At 56.6% G+C, this 17,708-nt stretch carries 14 protein-coding genes; 10 read left to right on the top strand and 4 right to left on the bottom strand.

The window, feature by feature from the left end; genetic code table 11:
* Positions 1-41 precede the first annotated feature (41 nt).
* Positions 42-1,001 (top strand): radical SAM protein, encoded by a 960-nt coding sequence (locus tag ACR0KW_RS03510; RefSeq protein WP_480803754.1) that lies wholly within the window; start codon positions 42-44, stop codon positions 999-1,001.
* 20 nt (positions 1,002-1,021) lie between these two features.
* On the opposite strand, the gene ACR0KW_RS03515 is transcribed toward ACR0KW_RS03510, so the two are convergent.
* Together ACR0KW_RS03515 and ACR0KW_RS03520 are read right to left on the bottom strand one after the other, a co-directional pair.
* Entirely contained in the window at positions 1,022-2,434 is a 1,413-nt protein-coding gene (locus ACR0KW_RS03515) for a radical SAM/SPASM domain-containing protein (RefSeq protein ID WP_480803755.1), read from the bottom strand.
* A gap of 104 nt (positions 2,435-2,538) precedes the next feature.
* The gene (locus tag ACR0KW_RS03520; protein ID WP_480803756.1) at positions 2,539-2,664 is read right to left on the bottom strand and encodes a hypothetical protein; all 126 of its coding nucleotides are present in this window, start codon (positions 2,662-2,664) and stop codon (positions 2,539-2,541) included.
* A gap of 353 nt (positions 2,665-3,017) precedes the next feature.
* Here ACR0KW_RS03520 and ACR0KW_RS03525 point away from each other — a divergent pair, with 353 nt between their 5' ends.
* The 3 genes from ACR0KW_RS03525 to ACR0KW_RS03535 all read left to right on the top strand — a co-directional run bounded on the left by ACR0KW_RS03525 (position 3,018) and on the right by ACR0KW_RS03535 (position 7,321).
* Positions 3,018-4,037: a putative 2-aminoethylphosphonate ABC transporter substrate-binding protein gene (locus tag ACR0KW_RS03525; protein ID WP_480803757.1), complete on the top strand. Its 1,020-nt coding sequence runs from the start codon at positions 3,018-3,020 to the stop codon at positions 4,035-4,037.
* A gap of 132 nt (positions 4,038-4,169) precedes the next feature.
* A complete protein-coding gene (locus ACR0KW_RS03530) occupies positions 4,170-5,303 on the top strand; it encodes a putative 2-aminoethylphosphonate ABC transporter ATP-binding protein (RefSeq protein ID WP_480803758.1) in 1,134 nt (377 codons plus the stop codon).
* Positions 5,300-7,321 (top strand): putative 2-aminoethylphosphonate ABC transporter permease subunit, encoded by a 2,022-nt coding sequence (locus ACR0KW_RS03535; RefSeq protein ID WP_480803759.1) that lies wholly within the window; start codon positions 5,300-5,302, stop codon positions 7,319-7,321. Before ACR0KW_RS03530 ends, ACR0KW_RS03535 begins: the two co-directional genes overlap by 4 nt.
* Positions 7,322-7,350: 29 nt before the next feature.
* Here ACR0KW_RS03535 and ACR0KW_RS03540 read toward each other — a convergent pair whose 3' ends face one another.
* Positions 7,351-8,256 carry a LysR substrate-binding domain-containing protein gene (locus ACR0KW_RS03540; protein WP_480803760.1) on the bottom strand — a complete coding sequence of 302 codons (906 nt, stop codon included), beginning with the start codon at positions 8,254-8,256 and terminating at the stop codon, positions 7,351-7,353.
* 99 nt (positions 8,257-8,355) lie between these two features.
* On the opposite strand from ACR0KW_RS03540, the gene ACR0KW_RS03545 reads away from it, so the two are divergent.
* From ACR0KW_RS03545 to ACR0KW_RS03565, 5 genes are all read left to right on the top strand, one after another.
* Positions 8,356-9,543: a 2-aminoethylphosphonate--pyruvate transaminase gene (locus ACR0KW_RS03545; RefSeq protein WP_480803761.1), complete on the top strand. Its 1,188-nt coding sequence runs from the start codon at positions 8,356-8,358 to the stop codon at positions 9,541-9,543.
* Positions 9,544-9,560: 17 nt separating this feature from the next.
* A complete protein-coding gene (gene phnA / locus ACR0KW_RS03550) occupies positions 9,561-10,805 on the top strand; it encodes a phosphonoacetate hydrolase (protein ID WP_480803762.1) in 1,245 nt (414 codons plus the stop codon).
* Positions 10,806-10,817: 12 nt separating this feature from the next.
* Entirely contained in the window at positions 10,818-12,266 is a 1,449-nt protein-coding gene (phnY, locus tag ACR0KW_RS03555) for a phosphonoacetaldehyde dehydrogenase (protein ID WP_480803763.1), read from the top strand.
* A gap of 106 nt (positions 12,267-12,372) precedes the next feature.
* On the top strand, positions 12,373-13,725 hold the full coding sequence (gene pbfA, locus ACR0KW_RS03560; protein WP_480803764.1) for a (R)-1-hydroxy-2-aminoethylphosphonate ammonia-lyase: 1,353 nt from the start codon (positions 12,373-12,375) through the stop codon (positions 13,723-13,725).
* Positions 13,726-13,865: 140 nt separating this feature from the next.
* On the top strand, positions 13,866-15,530 hold the full coding sequence (locus ACR0KW_RS03565; protein ID WP_480803765.1) for a Na/Pi cotransporter family protein: 1,665 nt from the start codon (positions 13,866-13,868) through the stop codon (positions 15,528-15,530).
* A 26-nt stretch (positions 15,531-15,556) separates the two neighbouring features.
* Here ACR0KW_RS03565 and ACR0KW_RS03570 read toward each other — a convergent pair whose 3' ends face one another.
* Positions 15,557-16,528 (bottom strand): LysR family transcriptional regulator, encoded by a 972-nt coding sequence (locus tag ACR0KW_RS03570; RefSeq protein ID WP_480804191.1) that lies wholly within the window; start codon positions 16,526-16,528, stop codon positions 15,557-15,559.
* Positions 16,529-16,656: 128 nt separating this feature from the next.
* Between ACR0KW_RS03570 and ACR0KW_RS03575 the strand changes: the two genes are divergently transcribed.
* Positions 16,657-17,661 carry a TAXI family TRAP transporter solute-binding subunit gene (locus tag ACR0KW_RS03575; RefSeq protein ID WP_480803766.1) on the top strand — a complete coding sequence of 335 codons (1,005 nt, stop codon included), beginning with the start codon at positions 16,657-16,659 and terminating at the stop codon, positions 17,659-17,661.
* Positions 17,662-17,708 lie beyond the last annotated feature (47 nt).

Raw genomic sequence — 17,708 nt, forward strand, 5'->3', positions numbered from 1 at the left:
GGCTGTTTGGGTAACCTGTATGCAAAACTCATGGGTTTTAAATGGAAGATATTCAAAACGAACTGGACGCATTTACTCTGATCGATCACTCCAATCCCGTTCATGCCAAAGTGGTCGTGGTGGACTGGATGCTGGGGAACGCCTGCAGCTATGCGTGCAGCTATTGCCCCAAGTCTTTGCATGACGGCTCGGTCAGGTGGCAGAAGACCAAGGACGTTCTGCATTTATATCACCAGATGAAACGTCACTATGTGGACGAGCGGGACAAGATAGTCTGGCTTCAGTTCACGGGTGGCGAACCCACGATGCATCCCCGGATCATCGATCTGTTGCGTCAGGCGTCAGAGATTGATTTCAAAGTCAGCCTGATCAGCAACGCATCGCGGACGCCCCGGTTCTGGGAAAAGATAAGCGGGTGTCTGAACAGCGTCATCCTGACCTATCACTCCGAGTTCGCAGAACTGAACCATTTCATCCGCGTGGCAAAGATGATGGAAGACCGCATCAGCGTTCATATCAATGTCACGATGCACCCGGACCGCTTTGATCAGACATTTGATGATGCCCAAGAGTTGCGCGCGGCTCTGCCCGCAGCCTCGATCTCGTTAAAGCCGCTGCGGCAAGAGTTCGGGGCAAAGCTGTACGACTACACCGAAGACCAGTTGCAAGTGCTTTCGAAAGGCTTGCCCTCGAAACACGCTCCGGTTGGTGAAAAGCCGCGCTCTTTGATGCGCGCGACCACACTGTCCGGGCAGAGCGAGACGCTGCCTCCTAATCAATTCATCATCAGGGGCCTGAACCGCTGGCGTGGATACAACTGCAATGTCGGCCTTGAATCCCTGCGGGTCAGAGGGAATGGCGAGGTCTATAGGGGTGTCTGCGGCGTCGGAGGGGTAATCGGCTATCTGGGCGAAGACATTGACCTGCCCCGCGAACCGATCCGCTGCACGAATGACTTCTGCTCCTGTCTGGCCGACATCCTGATCCGAAAGGAGCTGTGATCCCGCGCCAGTACAGCCAATCAGATCGAGTTTAGGCTGCCAAGGTCCACACCGCTCCAAGCCATACGCGGGTCGGCCAACACCTCAAGCAGGTCTTTGTGTTCGGAATGGTCCGAGGAACAGACATCCAGACTTTTGAACTCCTGCGGTGTGACATGCCCCCAATTGCGCAACCTCAGGAAATAGACACCATCAGCATTCATTTCATTGGCAAGATCCACGAAGCCGGGCATTTCCCTGAAATTCGCGGCCTGCACGACAAAGTCCAATCGGAGTGTATCAATGTCTCCGCGCGCATTCAGGTCGCCCAGGAAGCGCAGGTTTTTCCTTAACGCGGTGAAATCGCCACCGCGGCGGAGCACGCTGTAAGTATCGGCCTGTGCCGCGTCGATCGATACCCAGACCGACGAAACCTTGTCCCATAGTCCGAGATCATTCCAGGCCCTTTCATTGGCCAGCAACCCGTTGGTATGAAGCTGAATTCGTCGCCCGGGCGGACCTGACTGCGTCAACCGCCCGAGAAGATGACGGAAGTGCCTGCTGCCAAACGGATCCCCCGATCCGGTCACCTTGATTTTCGTGGCCTTGCTGACCAGCGGCAGCAGGTGGTCTTCAAACACCTGGTTCAAACGTTCCGTTTCTTTGTGCGGCAGGTTGATCAGTTGTGTTCGGCAACTGGGGCAAGAGATGTTGCAGGACCGGTCATGAGACAGGATGACCCGGTCGGGACCTTCTTCCAACTCCAGTTTCAGGCTTTGCGTTTCCACGGTGCGGGCCGGAAGCCTGCGACCTGCGATCTGCGGACAATGCCAACGGCTGCAATGCGAAAAGTCGCCGTCACGGACGGACCGTCTGATTTCGCGGGCCCGGTCAGAGTTCCAGAACCCACCCTCGTCCGCCGTTTCAAGACGCCCAATTGGAACCGGCTGCCAAGCCGAGCAGCAAAAATGAACCTCACCGTTAACCCGCGTCTCCATTTCCCGAAACGGTGCGCCACACGTCCGCGTCCGCAGCCAGCGGTCGGTTTCGGTTTCAAGATCCTTCGACGTTTCGCGCGCGGCATCTATAAGCCGTTGCGCCATGAGATCATGGTGATCACGGCTGACGACCTCGCGCCCAAGCGCTTCGGTTGCCTGCCATCGCTCCTCTTGAAGAGCGAGCCACCCGGCAGCCAATAATGTCAATATCTCATACTCTGTCGCGTTATCCGAAACCTGCGCGATAAACCGTTCCAACAGCGCCTGACAGCTGGCTTGTTTGATAGTTTCCCCGCATTCGATCACCAAGTCTTTTGCATGTGCGTCAGGACCTTCAAGGAGTCTTCGCCGTCTGAGATAGGTCGCGTTCTTTTCCGACAGAGACTCGATGATTGCTGCACAGTCGGCATCTTCTGTGTCGTAAAGCAATTTGGTGTTGTCGCGCGTTGTAGGCATTGCGACTGCCATAGTGACATACCGCGACATCAAATCAAGTACACGCTTGGAAGGCACAAATATCGGCAAAGAAATGAAAGAAGTACCGGGGCTTTGGCGTGTTTTTACGCCAAAACCGCGACCAGAGTAGCCTCGGCCATCACCGCGCCCAACGCTGCGCAGAAATTGCTGCGGAATTCCGATGGAAACGTTTGAACCAGAAGAATTCCGCCAATAGCAATCAGTTTCATGGCTTACTTCAATCCAAAGCTTACGCAGAAAATCTTCCACGTTTCGAAGCGACAGAGGAAGCCGAAGGCCCAATGGCACGGCCAGACGAATGATCCCGGGACAGGCTCTGAAACACTTGATGGCGATCGCTTATTCACATGCCATGGCTATGAATTGTCGCCCTCCCGCCTCAGTACAAGTTCTTCTTACAAGACCTTGCAAACAGCAAAATCCATAAGCCTGACCTATAACATCGAAGGTATAATCGATTTTTATTGAGGTTTGAATCTGTCAAACTGCCGATACGCAATAGGGAATTTGAACGCTGCTTTAGAATAGCGAACCCGACAAAAGCCACCAACAGAGGATAACAATGAAACACACAACATCATTTTTTACCGCTCTGGCCGTCGGCGCACTGACCGCGACGGTTGCGGCATCGGAAACAGAATTGACAGTGTACACCGCCGTCGAAGCTGAAGACCTTGCCCGATACGCCGAGACGTTCAACCAGAGTAATCCTGATATCAAAATCAACTGGGTTCGCGACTCGACCGGGATCATCACTGCCAAATTGCTGGCGGAAAGGGACAATCCACAGGCTGACGTGGTTTGGGGGTTGGCCGCTACGTCTTTGCTGCTGCTGAAATCGGAAGGCATGCTGGAGCCTTATGCGCCTGTCGGGGTCGAAGAATTGGACGTGAAATTTGTCGATGGCGACAACCCTCCGGCCTGGGTGGGTATGGACGCTTGGGTTGCGTCGGTCTGTTACAACACGGTCGAGGCCGAAAAGGCCGGACTGACGCCGCCGACATCCTGGAAGGACCTCACCGATCCGATGTACAAGGATCAGGTGATCATGCCGAACCCGAACTCGTCCGGCACCGGATTTCTGGACGTTTCAAGCTGGCTGCAAATGTTTGGTGAAGAAGGCGGCTGGGAATACATGGACGCGCTGCACGAGAACATTGCGCGCTATACCCACTCTGGCTCCAAACCCTGTAAACTGGCCGCTGCGGGCGAAATTCCAATCGGTATCTCGTTTGCCTTCCGCGGTGCAAAGTCCAAGGCCGATGGCGCACCTCTTGAGATCATCGTCCCGTCCGAAGGCGTAGGCTGGGACATGGAGGCAACCGCAATTGTCGCAGGCACTGCCAATCTGGAAGCCGCGCAGAAACTGGTTGATTTCTCGGTCACAAAAGAAGCCAACGAGATGTACAACACCGGCTATGCGGTTGTGGCCTATCCGGGCATCGCAAAACCGGTCGAGCACTTCCCAGAGGGCCTTCTGGATGCAATGATTGACAATGATTTTGAGTTTGCCGCGAACAATCGGGCGGCGATCCTGAAGGAATGGCAATCTCGCTATGACGGAAAGTCGGAAGCGAAATAAACACGTTGGCAGGAGGGGCTCTTTTGCCTCTCCTGCGCGCTACCCTTTTCTTCCAAAACCCGTGACCTGCGCACCAGGCTTTGCCCGGTACGGATCAGCCGTGCCCGAGGTGCAGATGTGAGGACTTCTCCCGTGCTTCAGAAAACACCACCCGGTGAACTGTATCTCAGCATCCAAAACTTGTGGAAAGCGTTCGGCAGCTTTCTTGCACTCAAGGATATTTCGCTGGAAATCAACGAAGGCGAGTTCGTTTGCTTTCTGGGCCCGTCAGGGTGCGGGAAAACAACCCTGCTACGAGCCATCGCAGGTCTGGATTTACAGACCAAGGGGACGGTCATGCAGGACGGCAAGGACGTGTCCAACCTGCCCCCCTCAGAACGTGATTTCGGGATCGTGTTTCAGTCCTATGCGCTGTTTCCGAACCTCACGATAGAAAAGAACATCGCCTTTGGTCTGGAAAACTCGGGCCGCAGCAAATCTGAAATTGCTGTCCGCGTAAACGAGTTGCTGCATCTGGTCGGGCTGCCCGATCAGGGCAAGAAATATCCGGCACAGTTGTCGGGCGGGCAGCAGCAGAGGATAGCCCTTGCCCGGGCCATTGCAACCAAGCCCGGACTGTTGCTGCTGGACGAGCCGCTGTCGGCGCTGGACGCCAAGGTTCGCGTCCACTTGAGACACGAAATCAAAGAGTTACAGCGCAAACTTGGTGTGACAACCGTGATGGTTACGCATGATCAGGAAGAAGCCCTAGCTATGGCGGACCGGATCGTGGTCATGAACCATGGCGTGATCGAACAGGTGGGATCGCCTACCGAGATTTATCGTCACCCAAGGAACCTGTTTGTTGCCGATTTCATCGGCGAGATGAACCAGCTGCCAGCCAATGCAGGCGACCCTCAGACGCTGGAACTGGGGGGGTCGGTTCTGAAATGTGCGCGACATTCTCATCAGAAAGGAAGCCGCGTCGTTGCAGCCGTCCGACCCGATGACGTCATCCCTCATGGCGAAGGTGCGCAGTCTCCGGGTGCGCCAGACACGATAACAACCCCGGAAAACGCGTTCGAAGTGCTGATCACCGAGATGGAGTTCCTTGGTTCGTTCTGGCGCTGCCGGTTAAGCAACAAGCGCTTCGGGTCTTCGGAGCTGATTGCAGATTTCTCCGTCAACGCCGTACGCCGCCTTGAACTGGAAGAAGGGCGGACGATGATGATCGAGCTTCCCGAGGACCGCCTGATGGCCTTTGACCTTCCGGAGACCGAGGCATGAGCACGATTTCCACCAACAGCGGCACCCTGCCTCCTGGCCCGGACATAAAACCCAAGCTCAGCCGGGACGACATCCTGATGCGCGGGAGCATGATGGTCATCGTGCTCTATCTGATCGTGACGCTAGCGCTTCCGCTTTACACGATGCTGTCCAAGTCGTTTTCCACTTACCGGATGGAATTGTCACAGTACGAGTTTCAGGTCAGTGACGACGCTGGCATTTTTGACGGAACTGTTCTGACGGGCGATGCGTTGAATCGGCAGACCGAGGTGTTTACGGATACCGATCTTGTCACGGGCTCGGACGGGCGCTTGCCTGTGACGGGCTTGTTCCCGGATTTCAGTTTCCGCAGCCCGGCCATGTACCAGATCAGGAATACGACGGATACCGGGCGGTTTCTGGTCGGGTCGACGTTGCACCAAGGAACCGAATGGGTCGAGCTTGATTCCAACACCTTCCGGCGGGTTCAGCTGCGGCCCGTTCAATCGCGGGGCCTCGGCAATTTCGTAAACTACTTCTCGACGCCCGCGCTGTTCAACTCGATCAAAAACTCGCTTTGGATCTCTGTTGTCAGCACCATTGTGACGGTAACTCTGGCCTTCTGGTTCGCCTATGCTCTCAATCGCAGCTGTATGCGGTTCAAGGGTGTCTTTCGTCTGATCGCAATGGCACCCATTCTAGTTCCCTCGCTGTTGCCGGGCATTGCCCTAGTATACCTGTTCGGCAATCAGGGTATGCTTAAAGAGCTGTTGTTTGGAGCCAGTATCTATGGCCCAATTGGCATCGTGATCGGATCGGTTTTCTTCACCTTCCCGCACGCTTTCCTGATCATCTCAACAGCACTCGCGATTTCGGATGCGCGACTTTACGAGGCCGCCGCAAGCCTGCGCTCGACCCCGTGGCGCACGTTCTGGACGGTCACCGTTCCGGGGGCCCGGTATGGCCTGATTTCTGCTGCGTTTGTTGTGTTCAATCTGGTCATCACCGATTTCGGCCTGCCAAAGGTCATCGGTGGGCAATTCAACGTGCTGGCAGTGGATATCTACAAACAGGTGATTGGACAGCAGAATTTTGAGATGGGTGCCGTTGTGTCCGTGGTTCTGGTGATCCCGGCCATTCTGGCCTTTGCCATCGACCGTATGGTCCAGTCCAAACAGGTGGCGCTGCTGTCGGCGCGGTCGGTGCCTTATCAGGCGACCCCGAACCCAAAGGCGGATCGCCTGTTTCTGGCCTATTGCAGCCTGATCGGCCTGTTCATTGTCGGCCTTCTGGCCGTGTGCCAGTTCGCGGCCTTGATCAAGTTCTGGCCCTATGATCTGAGCCTGAGCCTGAAGAACTATCAGTTCGACAAAATGGATGGCGGCGGTTGGGGGTCGTATTTCAACTCGATCCGGCTGGCTCTGCTGACCGCTGTGATCGGCACCTCTGTTGTTTTCTTCGGGGCCTATCTGGTTGAGAAATCAAAAGGATTCCGCACCGGCCGATCGATCTTCCAGATGTTCGCGATGTTGCCGATGGCCATTCCGGGCATGGTGCTGGGGCTGTCCTACATCTTTTTCTTCAACAACCCCTCTAACCCGCTGAACGGCATCTACGGCACAATGGCGATCTTGGTGATCTGTACCGTGACGCACTTTTACACTGTATCGCACCTGACGGCAGTTACGGCTCTCAAGCAGATGGATCGCGAATTCGAGTCGGTATCAGCGTCGCTCAAACAGCCGACGATGAAACTGTTTGCGCGGGTTACGGTTCCTGTCTGCCTGCCGGCGGTTCTGGATATTTCCATCTACCTGTTCGTCAACGCGATGACGACCGTATCGGCCGTGGTGTTCCTGTACTCCCCTAAAACAACACTCGCCTCTATCGCGGTGCTGAACATGGATGATGCCGGAGATATCGCACCGGCTGCGGCGATGGGAATGATGATTTTCTATACAAATGCCGCCGCCCGGATCATTCACCTTATTGCGTCCAGGGGAATACTTAGACGTACCCAGGCTTGGCGAAGTCGTTAACGACCACTTTTGATACCCTGCCCCGCCAATCAGCCATTGGCGGGGTTTTCATTCAAAGTTCGCTGAACAAACTCCATGAAGGCGCGGATAATCTTCACCTCGCGGCGTTGCGAAAGCGAAATTATGCTCTCGCCCATCTGCAGGTCGATCCCCTTCAATTCGATCTGCCGCAGCCGGTTGTCATGCCCGTATTCCGCCTTTGATACAAAACCGATTCCAGCGCCAGAGGCCACCAATTCCCGAATCGCTTCGCGCCCTTCGGCCACGATGGCCGGCTTCAGCACGACCCCCTGCTTTTTTGCCTCGTCCTCCAGTTTCTGGCGTGTTTTCGACCCGGTTTCGCGAAAGATCAGCGGCAGATTTGACAGCTCTTCCAGGGTCAGGGTCGGCTTGGACGCCAAAAGCACGCCCTGCGCTGCAAAGGCCACGATCTCGGTGGACCCAAGACTCAGAATTTCCATGTCATTGCCCGGAGACAGGCTGCCCACAACGCCGATTTCCGCGTTATATGACCGGAGTTCCTCTAGAATTTCTTCGGTATTGCCCGAGCGCACGGTGATTGTAACATTTGGGTTTTTCTTCTGAAAGGCACCCAGAAAGGCCGTCAAGTGGTACGCGGAATCCGCAATGATGCGCAGCTCACCGTCAACCACGGCCTTGGTTTCGGACAGGTAATCCTCGATCTGATCTTCGATCTCGAAATATTGCTTTGTGTACCTGTAAAGCTGCTCGCCCTCACGGGTCAGCGTCACTCGTTTCCGCTCGCGCTGGAACAGCAACAAATCGTGATCTTGTTCCAGCTTTCGCACCTGCTCTGAAATTGCCGGCTGTGTCAGATACATTGCCTCTGCTGCGCGGGAAAAACCGCCATGTTTAGCCACAAAATGAAAGGCTTTGAGCTGGCTGTGTCGCATTGCGTATCCCCGATTTGCCATACATAGGCTGAGCTTATGATTAGATTGATAATTGCAATTTCACATATAGCAACCATTGCTGCAAATCTGTTCTCGAAAATGCCTGTCTGGAGCCTGTTTATGACGTCTTCAAATCCTAGAATCGAACCACCTCGCCTCGGTGAGCCATATCTTTTGACGCCTGGCCCCTTGACGACTTCCTACGCGGTTAAGGAAGCCATGCTAAAGGATTGGGGCAGCTGGGATGACGACTTTCGCGCCATGACGCGCGAGGTCCGGTCAAGCCTGCTGGCCATGCTTGGTGAAGGTGCCGATGACTTCGACTGTGTGCCGATGCAGGGCAGCGGTTCATTCTCGGTCGAAGCGATGCTTGCGTCGTTCATTCCGCGCGATGGAAAGGCGCTGGTTTTGGCCAACGGCGCCTATGGGCAACGATCGGCCCTGACATTAGAGTATCTGGGCCGCGCGCATGTCGTTCTGGACAAAGGTGATTACCTGCCGCCCAGAGGAGAGGAAGTCGCCCGCATTCTCGCAGAGGATCCCGATATTTCCCACGTGGTCGCCATTCACTGTGAAACCAGCTCAGGCATCCTGAACCCCGTGGAGGAAATATCAGAAGCCACCTATGCCGCCGGTCGCAAACTTCTGATTGATTCCATGTCTGCCTTCGGGGCGGTCGAGTTGAAGCCGACCGAAATCCGGTATGAGGCAATGGTATCCTCGGCCAACAAATGCATTGAGGGCGTGCCCGGCTTTGGCTTTATCGTCGCCCGCAAATCCGAACTTGAGGCCGCGAAAGGCAACAGCCACTCGCTATCTCTGGATGTTCATGCACAATGGGCGCATATGAACAAAACTGGTCAGTGGCGATTCACACCTCCGACACATGTGGTCGCTGCATTCATCGAAGCGCTCAGGGCGCACGCGGCAGAAGGCGGCGTTCCCGGCCGCGGAGGGCGCTATACCCGCAACCGGGATATCATGGTCTCGGGAATGCGTGAACTTGGCTTTGAGACCTTGCTGGACAACCGCTGGCTCAGCCCGATCATCGTCACCTTCTTCTGTCCTGCGGACGAGAAGTTTGTGTTCGATCAATTCTACAACCTTGTGAAATCAAAAGGTTTCATCATCTACCCGGGCAAGTTGACCGTGGTTGACAGCTTCCGCGTAGGATGTATCGGCCAAATGGACGAAGACGTCATGCGCAAGGTTGTGACCGCCGCCAAAGAATCTTTGGAGGAAATGGGGGTAACAAGTGCAGCCCCCCCACTCCGAGCACTGGAAGAACGCGCCAAACTGGCCGCTTAACAATCAAGGACGAAGAAATGACTCATCACTCTCCCATTACTGCGAATGAGCGTGTTTATCCGCAGCCGAAAGTTTCTGCCATTGCGATCTGTCTGGACGGGTGCGAGCCGGAATATCTGGAAGTCGCCATTGCCAAGGGGCTGATGCCGACGCTCAAGCGTATTCGGGAAACCGGCACCGACCGCTTGGCGCATTCGGTGATCCCCAGCTTCACCAACCCCAACAACCTCAGCATCGCCACCGGGCGCCCGCCGATCGTGCACGGCATCTGCGGCAACTACCTGATCGACCCCGACAGCGGCGAAGAGGTGATGATGAACGACGTGCGGTTCCTGCGCGCGCCGACGATCTTCTCGCAATTCTACGACGCGGGCTATCGCGTCGCCATGGTCACCGCCAAGGACAAGCTGCGCGCGCTGCTGGGTGCTGGCCTGAAGTTCGACGAAGACCGCGCGGTTGCGTTTTCGTCGGAACGCTCGGGTGAGACCACCAAGGCCGAGCACGGCATCGACAACGCCAGCGACTGGCTGGGCATGCCGGTCCCCGAAGTCTATTCGGCCGACCTGTCCGAGTTCGTGTTCGCCGCGGGCGTCAAACTGCTCAAGGAATTCAAGCCGGACATCATGTACCTGTCGACCACCGACTACATCCAACACAAGTTCGCCCCCGATCAGCAGGGCGCGCTGGATTTCTACGCCATGTTCGACAAGTATCTGGGCGAGCTGGACGAGCTGGGCGCCGCCATCGTCGTCACCGCCGACCACGGCATGAAGCCCAAGCACAACGCAGCGGGCGAGCCCAACGTGATCTATGCGCAGGACCTGATGGACGAATGGCTGGGCAAGGACGCCGCCCGTGTCATCCTGCCGATCACTGACCCCTACGTGGTGCACCACGGCGCGCTGGGATCGTTCGCCACGGCTTATCTGCCGGAAGGGGCGGACAAGGCCGACATCATGGCCCGGCTGGACGCGATCGAGGACATGATCCTGGTGGTCGACAAGGAAGAGGCGATCCGCCGCTTTGAACTGCCTGCCGACCGGATCGGCGACATCGTCATGATCTCGGGCGAGACCATGACCATCGGCACCTCGGCCGACCGCCACGATCTGGCCGCGCTGAAGGAGCCGCTGCGCAGCCACGGTGGCCTGACCGAGCAGGAGGTCCCCTTTATCGTCAACCGCGTCATCGATCTGGGCAACGCGCCCGAACTGCGCAACTTTGACGCCTTCTTCTACGCCACCACAGCGGCGGCCCAGTAAATGGACGGGATCATGAACACATCCGACATCCGCAACGAGGGGATGCGCATCGGTGGAGAGGTTGTCTTCACCGAGGCCACCGTCCCTGTGCATTACCCCTATACCAACGAAGTGGTCGGCCATGTGCCGGCCGGTACCGCCGAGCACGCCCGCAAGGCGTTCGAGATCGCGGCGAATTACACGCCCAAACTGACCCGGTACGAGCGCAGCCAGATCCTGCAACGCGCAGGGGAACTGATCGGCGAAAAGCGCGAGTATCTGGCCAAGTGGCTGACGCTGGAGCTGGGCATCTGCCACCAGCACGCGATCTACGAGACCAAGCGCGCGCAGGACGTCTATCAGTTCGCCGCCGCCGAGGCGCTGAAGGACGATGGCGAGATCTTCTCGTGCGACCTGACCCACAACGGCAAGGAACGCAAGATCTTCACCAAGCGTGAGCCGGTCAAGGCCATCAGCGCGATCACCCCGTTCAACCACCCGCTGAACATGGTCAGCCACAAAATCGCGCCCGCGATTGCGACCAACAACTGCATGGTGTGCAAACCGACCGAGTTGACGCCGCTGACCGCGCTGACGCTGGCGGATATCCTCTATGAGGCCGGTCTGCCGCCCGAGATGTTCCAGGTGGTCACCGGCTGGCCGCAGGACATCGGCGAAGAGATGATCACCAATGAACACATCGACATCATCACCTTCACCGGCGGTGTTCCGGTGGGCAAGATGATCGCCTCGAAAGCGGGTTACAAACGTCAGGCGCTGGAACTGGGTGGCAATGACCCCCTGATCGTTCTCAACGACCTGAGCGATGCCGATCTCGAGAAAGCCGCGACCATCGCCGTGGCCGGGGCCACCGGCAACTCGGGCCAGCGCTGCACCGCGATCAAGCGCATTCTGGTACAGGAAAGCGTGGCCGACAGGTTCGTGCCGCTGGTGCTGGAGAAGGCCAGGAAGATCAAGTTCGGCGACCCACAGGACCCCGCGACCGAGCTGGGTTGCGTGATCCATGCCGAAGCCGCCGAGCTGTTCGAAAAACGCGTCTACATGGCCGAGGAAGACGGGGCGGAAATCCTCTATCACCCCGGCCGTCAGGGTGCTTTACTTCCGCCGATCGTGGTCGACAAGGTGCCCCATGACAGCGAGCTGGTGATGGAGGAAACCTTTGGTCCCATCGTGCCCATCGTGCGCGTGCCGGACAATGACGCCGAGGTCATGGCGATCTCGAACAGCACCGAGTTCGGCCTGTCCTCGGGCGTCTGCACCAACGACCTGAACCGCGCGATTGCCTATATCAACGGCCTGGACGTCGGCACCTGCAACATCTGGGAACAACCCGGCTACCGCATCGAAATGTCCCCCTTCGGCGGCATCAAGGACAGCGGAAACGGCGTCAAGGAAGGCGTCATCGAAGCGATGAAGTTCTTCACAAACGTCAAAACATACTCCCTACCCTGGCCAGGGTAACACCCTTGCCCTGCCCGCTTGCGGGCGGGGCCTCAGAAAGTTCTCCCCGGAACTGGCGGACCTTGCGGGGTCCGCATCTTTCCGAAAGCGACAACAAGGAGCGGACATGCCACAGATTGTCCATACCGAAGGGGAATCAAACACCTCGGAAGCTCGCAAAGCCTGGCTGAAAAAGTCCATCGGGCCCAAATCCTCGCCTTTGCTGAAACGCGATGCGGATGTGTTCCTGCATCAATCTCTGTCAAGCCCCTGCGTCAGTACGATTGCCAAGGCCGAAGGTATCTGGATCGAGGATCTCGACGGCCGCCGTTACATGGATTTCCATGGCAACTCAGTGCATCACATCGGCTATGGCCATCCCCGGCTGGTTCAGGCGATCAAGGATCAGCTGGACGACCTGCCCTTTGCCCCGCGCCGTTTCACCAATGACCCGGCGGTGGAGTTGGCTGAAAAACTGGTGGCGATTACTCCCGATGATCTGGGCAAGGTGCTGTTCACCACCGGCGGTTCGGACGCCAATGAAGTCGCGCTCAAGATCGCCCGCGCAGCGACGGGCCGTTTCAAGACGCTCAGCTTCTGGGACGCCTTCCACGGCGCAGGCTTTGGCGCAGCCTCGGTAGGTGGCGAGGCCACGTTCCGCAGCCACATCGCCGGACCGCTTTTGCCGGGAACCGAGCATGTGGCGCCCTTCCACCCCTCCCGTTGCCCCTATGGTCACACAACGCTTGAGGCCAGCGCCGAAGCCTGCGCCAACATGATCGACTATGTGCTGGAGCGCGAAGGCGATATTTGCGCCGTGGTGGCTGAGGCGATGCGCGCCGTGCCCATCGTGCCGCCGCCGGGTTTCTGGAAGCAGGTGCGCGAGATTTGCGACCGGCATGGTGCGTTGCTGATATTGGACGAGATCCCAACCGGGTTGGGCAAGACTGGGCAGATGTTCTCGTTCCAGCATGACGAGATTGTTCCCGACATTGTCACCGTCGGGAAATCACTGGGCGGGGGCATCTTGCCCATCGCCGCCTGCATCGCCCGGGAAAACCTGGATGTTTGCGGAGATTTTGCCATCGGGCACTATACGCACGAAAAAAACCCCGTGACCGCCCGCGCCGCACTGACAACACTCCAGATCATCGAAGATGAAGGGTTGGTCGAACGCTCGGCTAAATTGGGTGAGTACGCCATCGGGCGCTTGATGGACGCGCTTCAGAATGTTCCCGTTGTAGGCGACATCCGGGGCCGTGGCCTTATGTTCGGGGTTGAGATTGTCGATGACCGTTCCAGCAAGATACCGGGCAATGCGCGCGCGGAACGGATCTATTATGCCTGTCTCGAGGCGGGGTTGAGCTACAAGATCAGTCAGGGATGCGTTCTGACCCTGTCGCCGCCACTGACCATTTCTCAGGCTGAACTGGATCGGGCAATCGACATCGTCATTGCTGCGATCAAGGACGGAATTTGACCTGTCTGGCCGTAGTACGCGATAAACGCAAAAAATGCTGGGGGACATTCGTCTATTCAGATTGGCAATGGAAGCACACGGAGCAACTTGAAAAGGAAACTGCGAAATCGACTGAACCAACTGTGACGTCGGAGTGAAGTATGGCAATTGTCACATTCCTAATAAGCCTGACCGGGGCAACCATGCTACTGCTTTTCGCCGTACGCATGGTGCGCACTGGAATTGAACGCAGCTACGGCGCGTCATTCCAGCGGGTGATGACGCGGCAACGCAGTAACCTACAGGCATCGTTGGTTGGGGTGACGATGGCCGTTGTGTTGCAAAGTTCGGCGGCTGTGGCGCTGTTGACCTCGGGATTTTCCGCCAGTGGAATGCTGAGTTTTCCAGTAGGGCTGGCAATTGTGTTGGGTGGTGATCTGGGCTCGGCTTTGATTATCCAGGTCCTGTCCTTCCAGCTGGATTGGCTCGTGCCGATGCTTCTGGCGATCGGGGGCTATCTTTTCGTCAAGACCGAGGCCAAGAAAGCACGGCAGCTTGGGCGCATCCTGATGGGCGTCGCCTTTATCCTGATCTCGCTCAGATTCCTGCGTGAGGCGATGGACCCCATCCGGGACAGTGCGTTTTTACCCGCTGTGGCCGATTATCTGGCACGCGATTACATCACGGCCTTCCTTGTCGGCGGTGCACTGGCATTTGTCATGCATTCCTCGGTCGCGGCGATCCTTATGTGCGTGACACTTGTGCAGATCGGGGCAATCCCATTTGCTGCCGGTATGTCTCTGGTCTTTGGTGCGAATTTCGGCTCGGCGTTTCTTCCTGTCTGGCTGACCCGAGGAATGCCGGTGACCGCCCGGCGGATACCCTATGCAAATCTGGCGCTGCGTGGCAGTTGGGCGTTGGCAACCTTGTTTGCAGCGAACCTTGCCTTGCGAACCGGGCTATTGGGCGACCCGCAAGGGGGGCAAATGCTGGTCAACGTACATATTGCGTTCAACCTGTCGCTGTTGGTTTTGGCCCTTCCGTTTTGCGGACGCCTGGAAGCCTTGTACGAAAGGTTCATGCCGGGTCAGAAGAAAGAACAGAAACCACAAACCGCGCGACCGGTCAGCGCATTGGACATGGAAAACGTGGCAAACCCCAGCCAGGCCTTGCCGAGCCTCAAGCGTGAGCTGCTGCGGATGAGCGACCTTCTCGAAACCATGTTCCGCCCTGCCCTGGAGCTTTACCGCAGCGGAAACAAGGAACAGATTCAGTCGGTTCAGGCTATTGACGAGGACGTAAACCAGTGTCTCTCGGGTATTCGCGCCTTTGTCGCCGCGATCCCCCCTGATCTATACGAAAAACAGGATGCAAAAACCGCGCGCGATCTCATGGAGATTGCGATCCGTCTTGAAACGGCGGGGGATGTTGTCGCCAAACGCCTGACCGTGTTGGCCAGCGAAATGCGGACCAAGGGATCAAGTTTCTCACAGGAAGGTTGGTCGGAACTTGTTCAGATGCACGAGGGTATTCTGGCAAACATGAAGTTGGCTTCGAACGTGCTCATTTCAGATGATTTGGAAAGCGCGCGGCTTCTTAGTCTGGAAAAAACCGAAATCAAACGTGTGGAACGTGACAGCCGCAAGCGACACCTGCGCCGATTGCAACGCGGCACAACGGAAAGCTTCGAAACCAGCGACATTCATCTGGAGACTTTGCGCGCATTCCGGGAGTTCAACAGTCATATAGCTTCTGTCGCCTACCCGGTCCTTTACCGGAATGGTCAACTTCTTGAGACACGGTTGATAAAGGAAATTGCAGACTAGTAAGAACCAACCTTCCTTATCGCGGCTCACCTGTTCGTCTGACCGCCCACTTCTTCAATACATACAGCGCGAGGGTTGGCATTTACCCTTTCCAACATCCTCAACACTTCGGCTTTCCAGCCTGCTTTGATCTTTAACGCCAGTTGAGACGGTGGTCGGTGGTCGGGTTCAAGGATCGCGTATTCATATCTGAGTGGCTTCTCGAAGGGTAAAAACGCAATCTTTCCGTTGGATAGGTTCATTTCTCGCTCAGTAGCTACGGTTAACGGATCCACGATTGAATAACACTGACCTGAACTGACAAAGGGTATCAAAGGCAGAAAATACTGACAGGTCACCGTTGGATTGTAGGTAGCAGATACGTCCTGAAACTCTTGCCGAATTTTGCTTTGAAACGGATGCGCATCATGCAGTCCCCCCATCGGGACCCCGTCAAGATCGGAAATAGATAGGATCTTGCGGGAGGCAAGCGGGCTGTCGCGGTCAACAGCACAAAAACAATCTGCCCGGATCAGTTCGGCCGAATACTGAGGCTCTTTCCCGACCGAGTGTTCGAAGTCCGCAAAGCCAAAATCTATGTTCTGTGTCCCTGCAAGCTCCATAATCTGAGGCGAGCTGCGCGTTGACAAGGTGATGCGTATCTTGGGGTTTTCACCTACCGACTGGCTTATGAAGCGAGGGAACAAGAAGGCGGACGGGCCCGGCATTGTAGCGACGTTTAGGCTGCCGGAATGCCCTTTGATCAACCCCTCCATCGTGCTGGAAATCGTTGCAAGCCGGTCCAGAATACCTGTGGTTTCAGCCAATAGGTAATGCGCCTCGGGGACAGGCACCAATCGCCGCCCTTTTCGCTCGAACAGTGTCAGACCAAGGCCCTTTTCAAGGTTCTTCAGGGCTAGGCTGATCGCTGGTTGGGTGCGGTTCAGTTTTTTGGCGGTTTGAGAGATAGAGCCGGTCTCCATCACCTCGCGAAAGACGGTGAGCTGCGTAAGGTTCATGGTCAATATATAAGCTAAACCTTAGTTTTGTGAAATATAACAAATTTGTTTTTATGAAAATTGCCATTACGCTTGCAGGATCGAAATTCGGCCAAACCGAATCCGACGATCCAACAAGGGAGATGATGATGAAATTTGTGAAATGCTTGACCGGACTGGCCCTGGCTGGCGCGCTTGCCGCACCTGCGCTGGCGCAAGACCCAACCTTTTTCCGCATCGGAACCGGTGGCGCAGGCGGGACCTACTTCCCCATCGGTGGCACCATTGCAAATGGTATCTCTGCCCCTCCGGGCTCGCGTCCGTGTGAGGAAGGTGGTCAGTGCGGCGTTCCGGGCCTGATCGCCATTGCGCAATCGACCACCGCGTCCGTCTTCAACAACGCCGCTGTACAGAACGGAGAGCTCGAGGCTGGTTTGGCTGCCGCTGACGTCACCCGCTCGATGTATCTGGGCGAAGGCAAATTTGAGGGCAAACCCCACCCAAAGCTGCGCATCGTGGCCAACCTTTTCCCTGAAGATCTGCATCTGGTTCTGCCAGCAGGTCAGACGATCAATGATCTGGGTGATCTGGAAGGCAAACGGGTTGGTATTGCGCAGGCGGGTTCGGGCACGCAGGTTGCCGTGCTGCAGATGTTGGATGCCTGGGGCGTGAACCGTGACAATATGGACGAAGCCGAGCTGAACAACAGCCAGAGCGCCGAGCGTTTGGCTGACGGTCAGCTCGACGCCTATTTCTATGCCGCAGGTTGGCCGGTTGCCGCGATGGTTCAGCTGTCCTCGACCAAAGGCATGAACCTGCATTCCTTCTCGGACGAAGATCTGGCGAAGATCAACGAGATCATCCCGGCCTATATCCCCTCGGTCATTCCGGGTGGTGTCTATGAAGGCATTGACGCTGAAACCAAGACCCCTGCGGTCAGTGCAATGCTGGTTGTATCCTCGGACCTGTCGGACGATCTGGTCTATGAGCTGACCAAAGCCCTGTGGAACGACAACACCCGCAAGCTGTTGGATAACGGTCATGCCAAGGGCAAGCAGATCACGCCTGACACGGCTCTGGACGGTGTCGAGGCATTGGGTGTTCCGCTGCACCCTGGAGCAGAAAAGTTCTACAAAGAAGCAGGTCTTCTCTAATCCACCACTCACTGAACTGACCTGCAGAAGTGATGCCCCAAGAGGGG

It is taken from the genome of Ruegeria sp. CG11 (genome assembly GCF_056537245.1).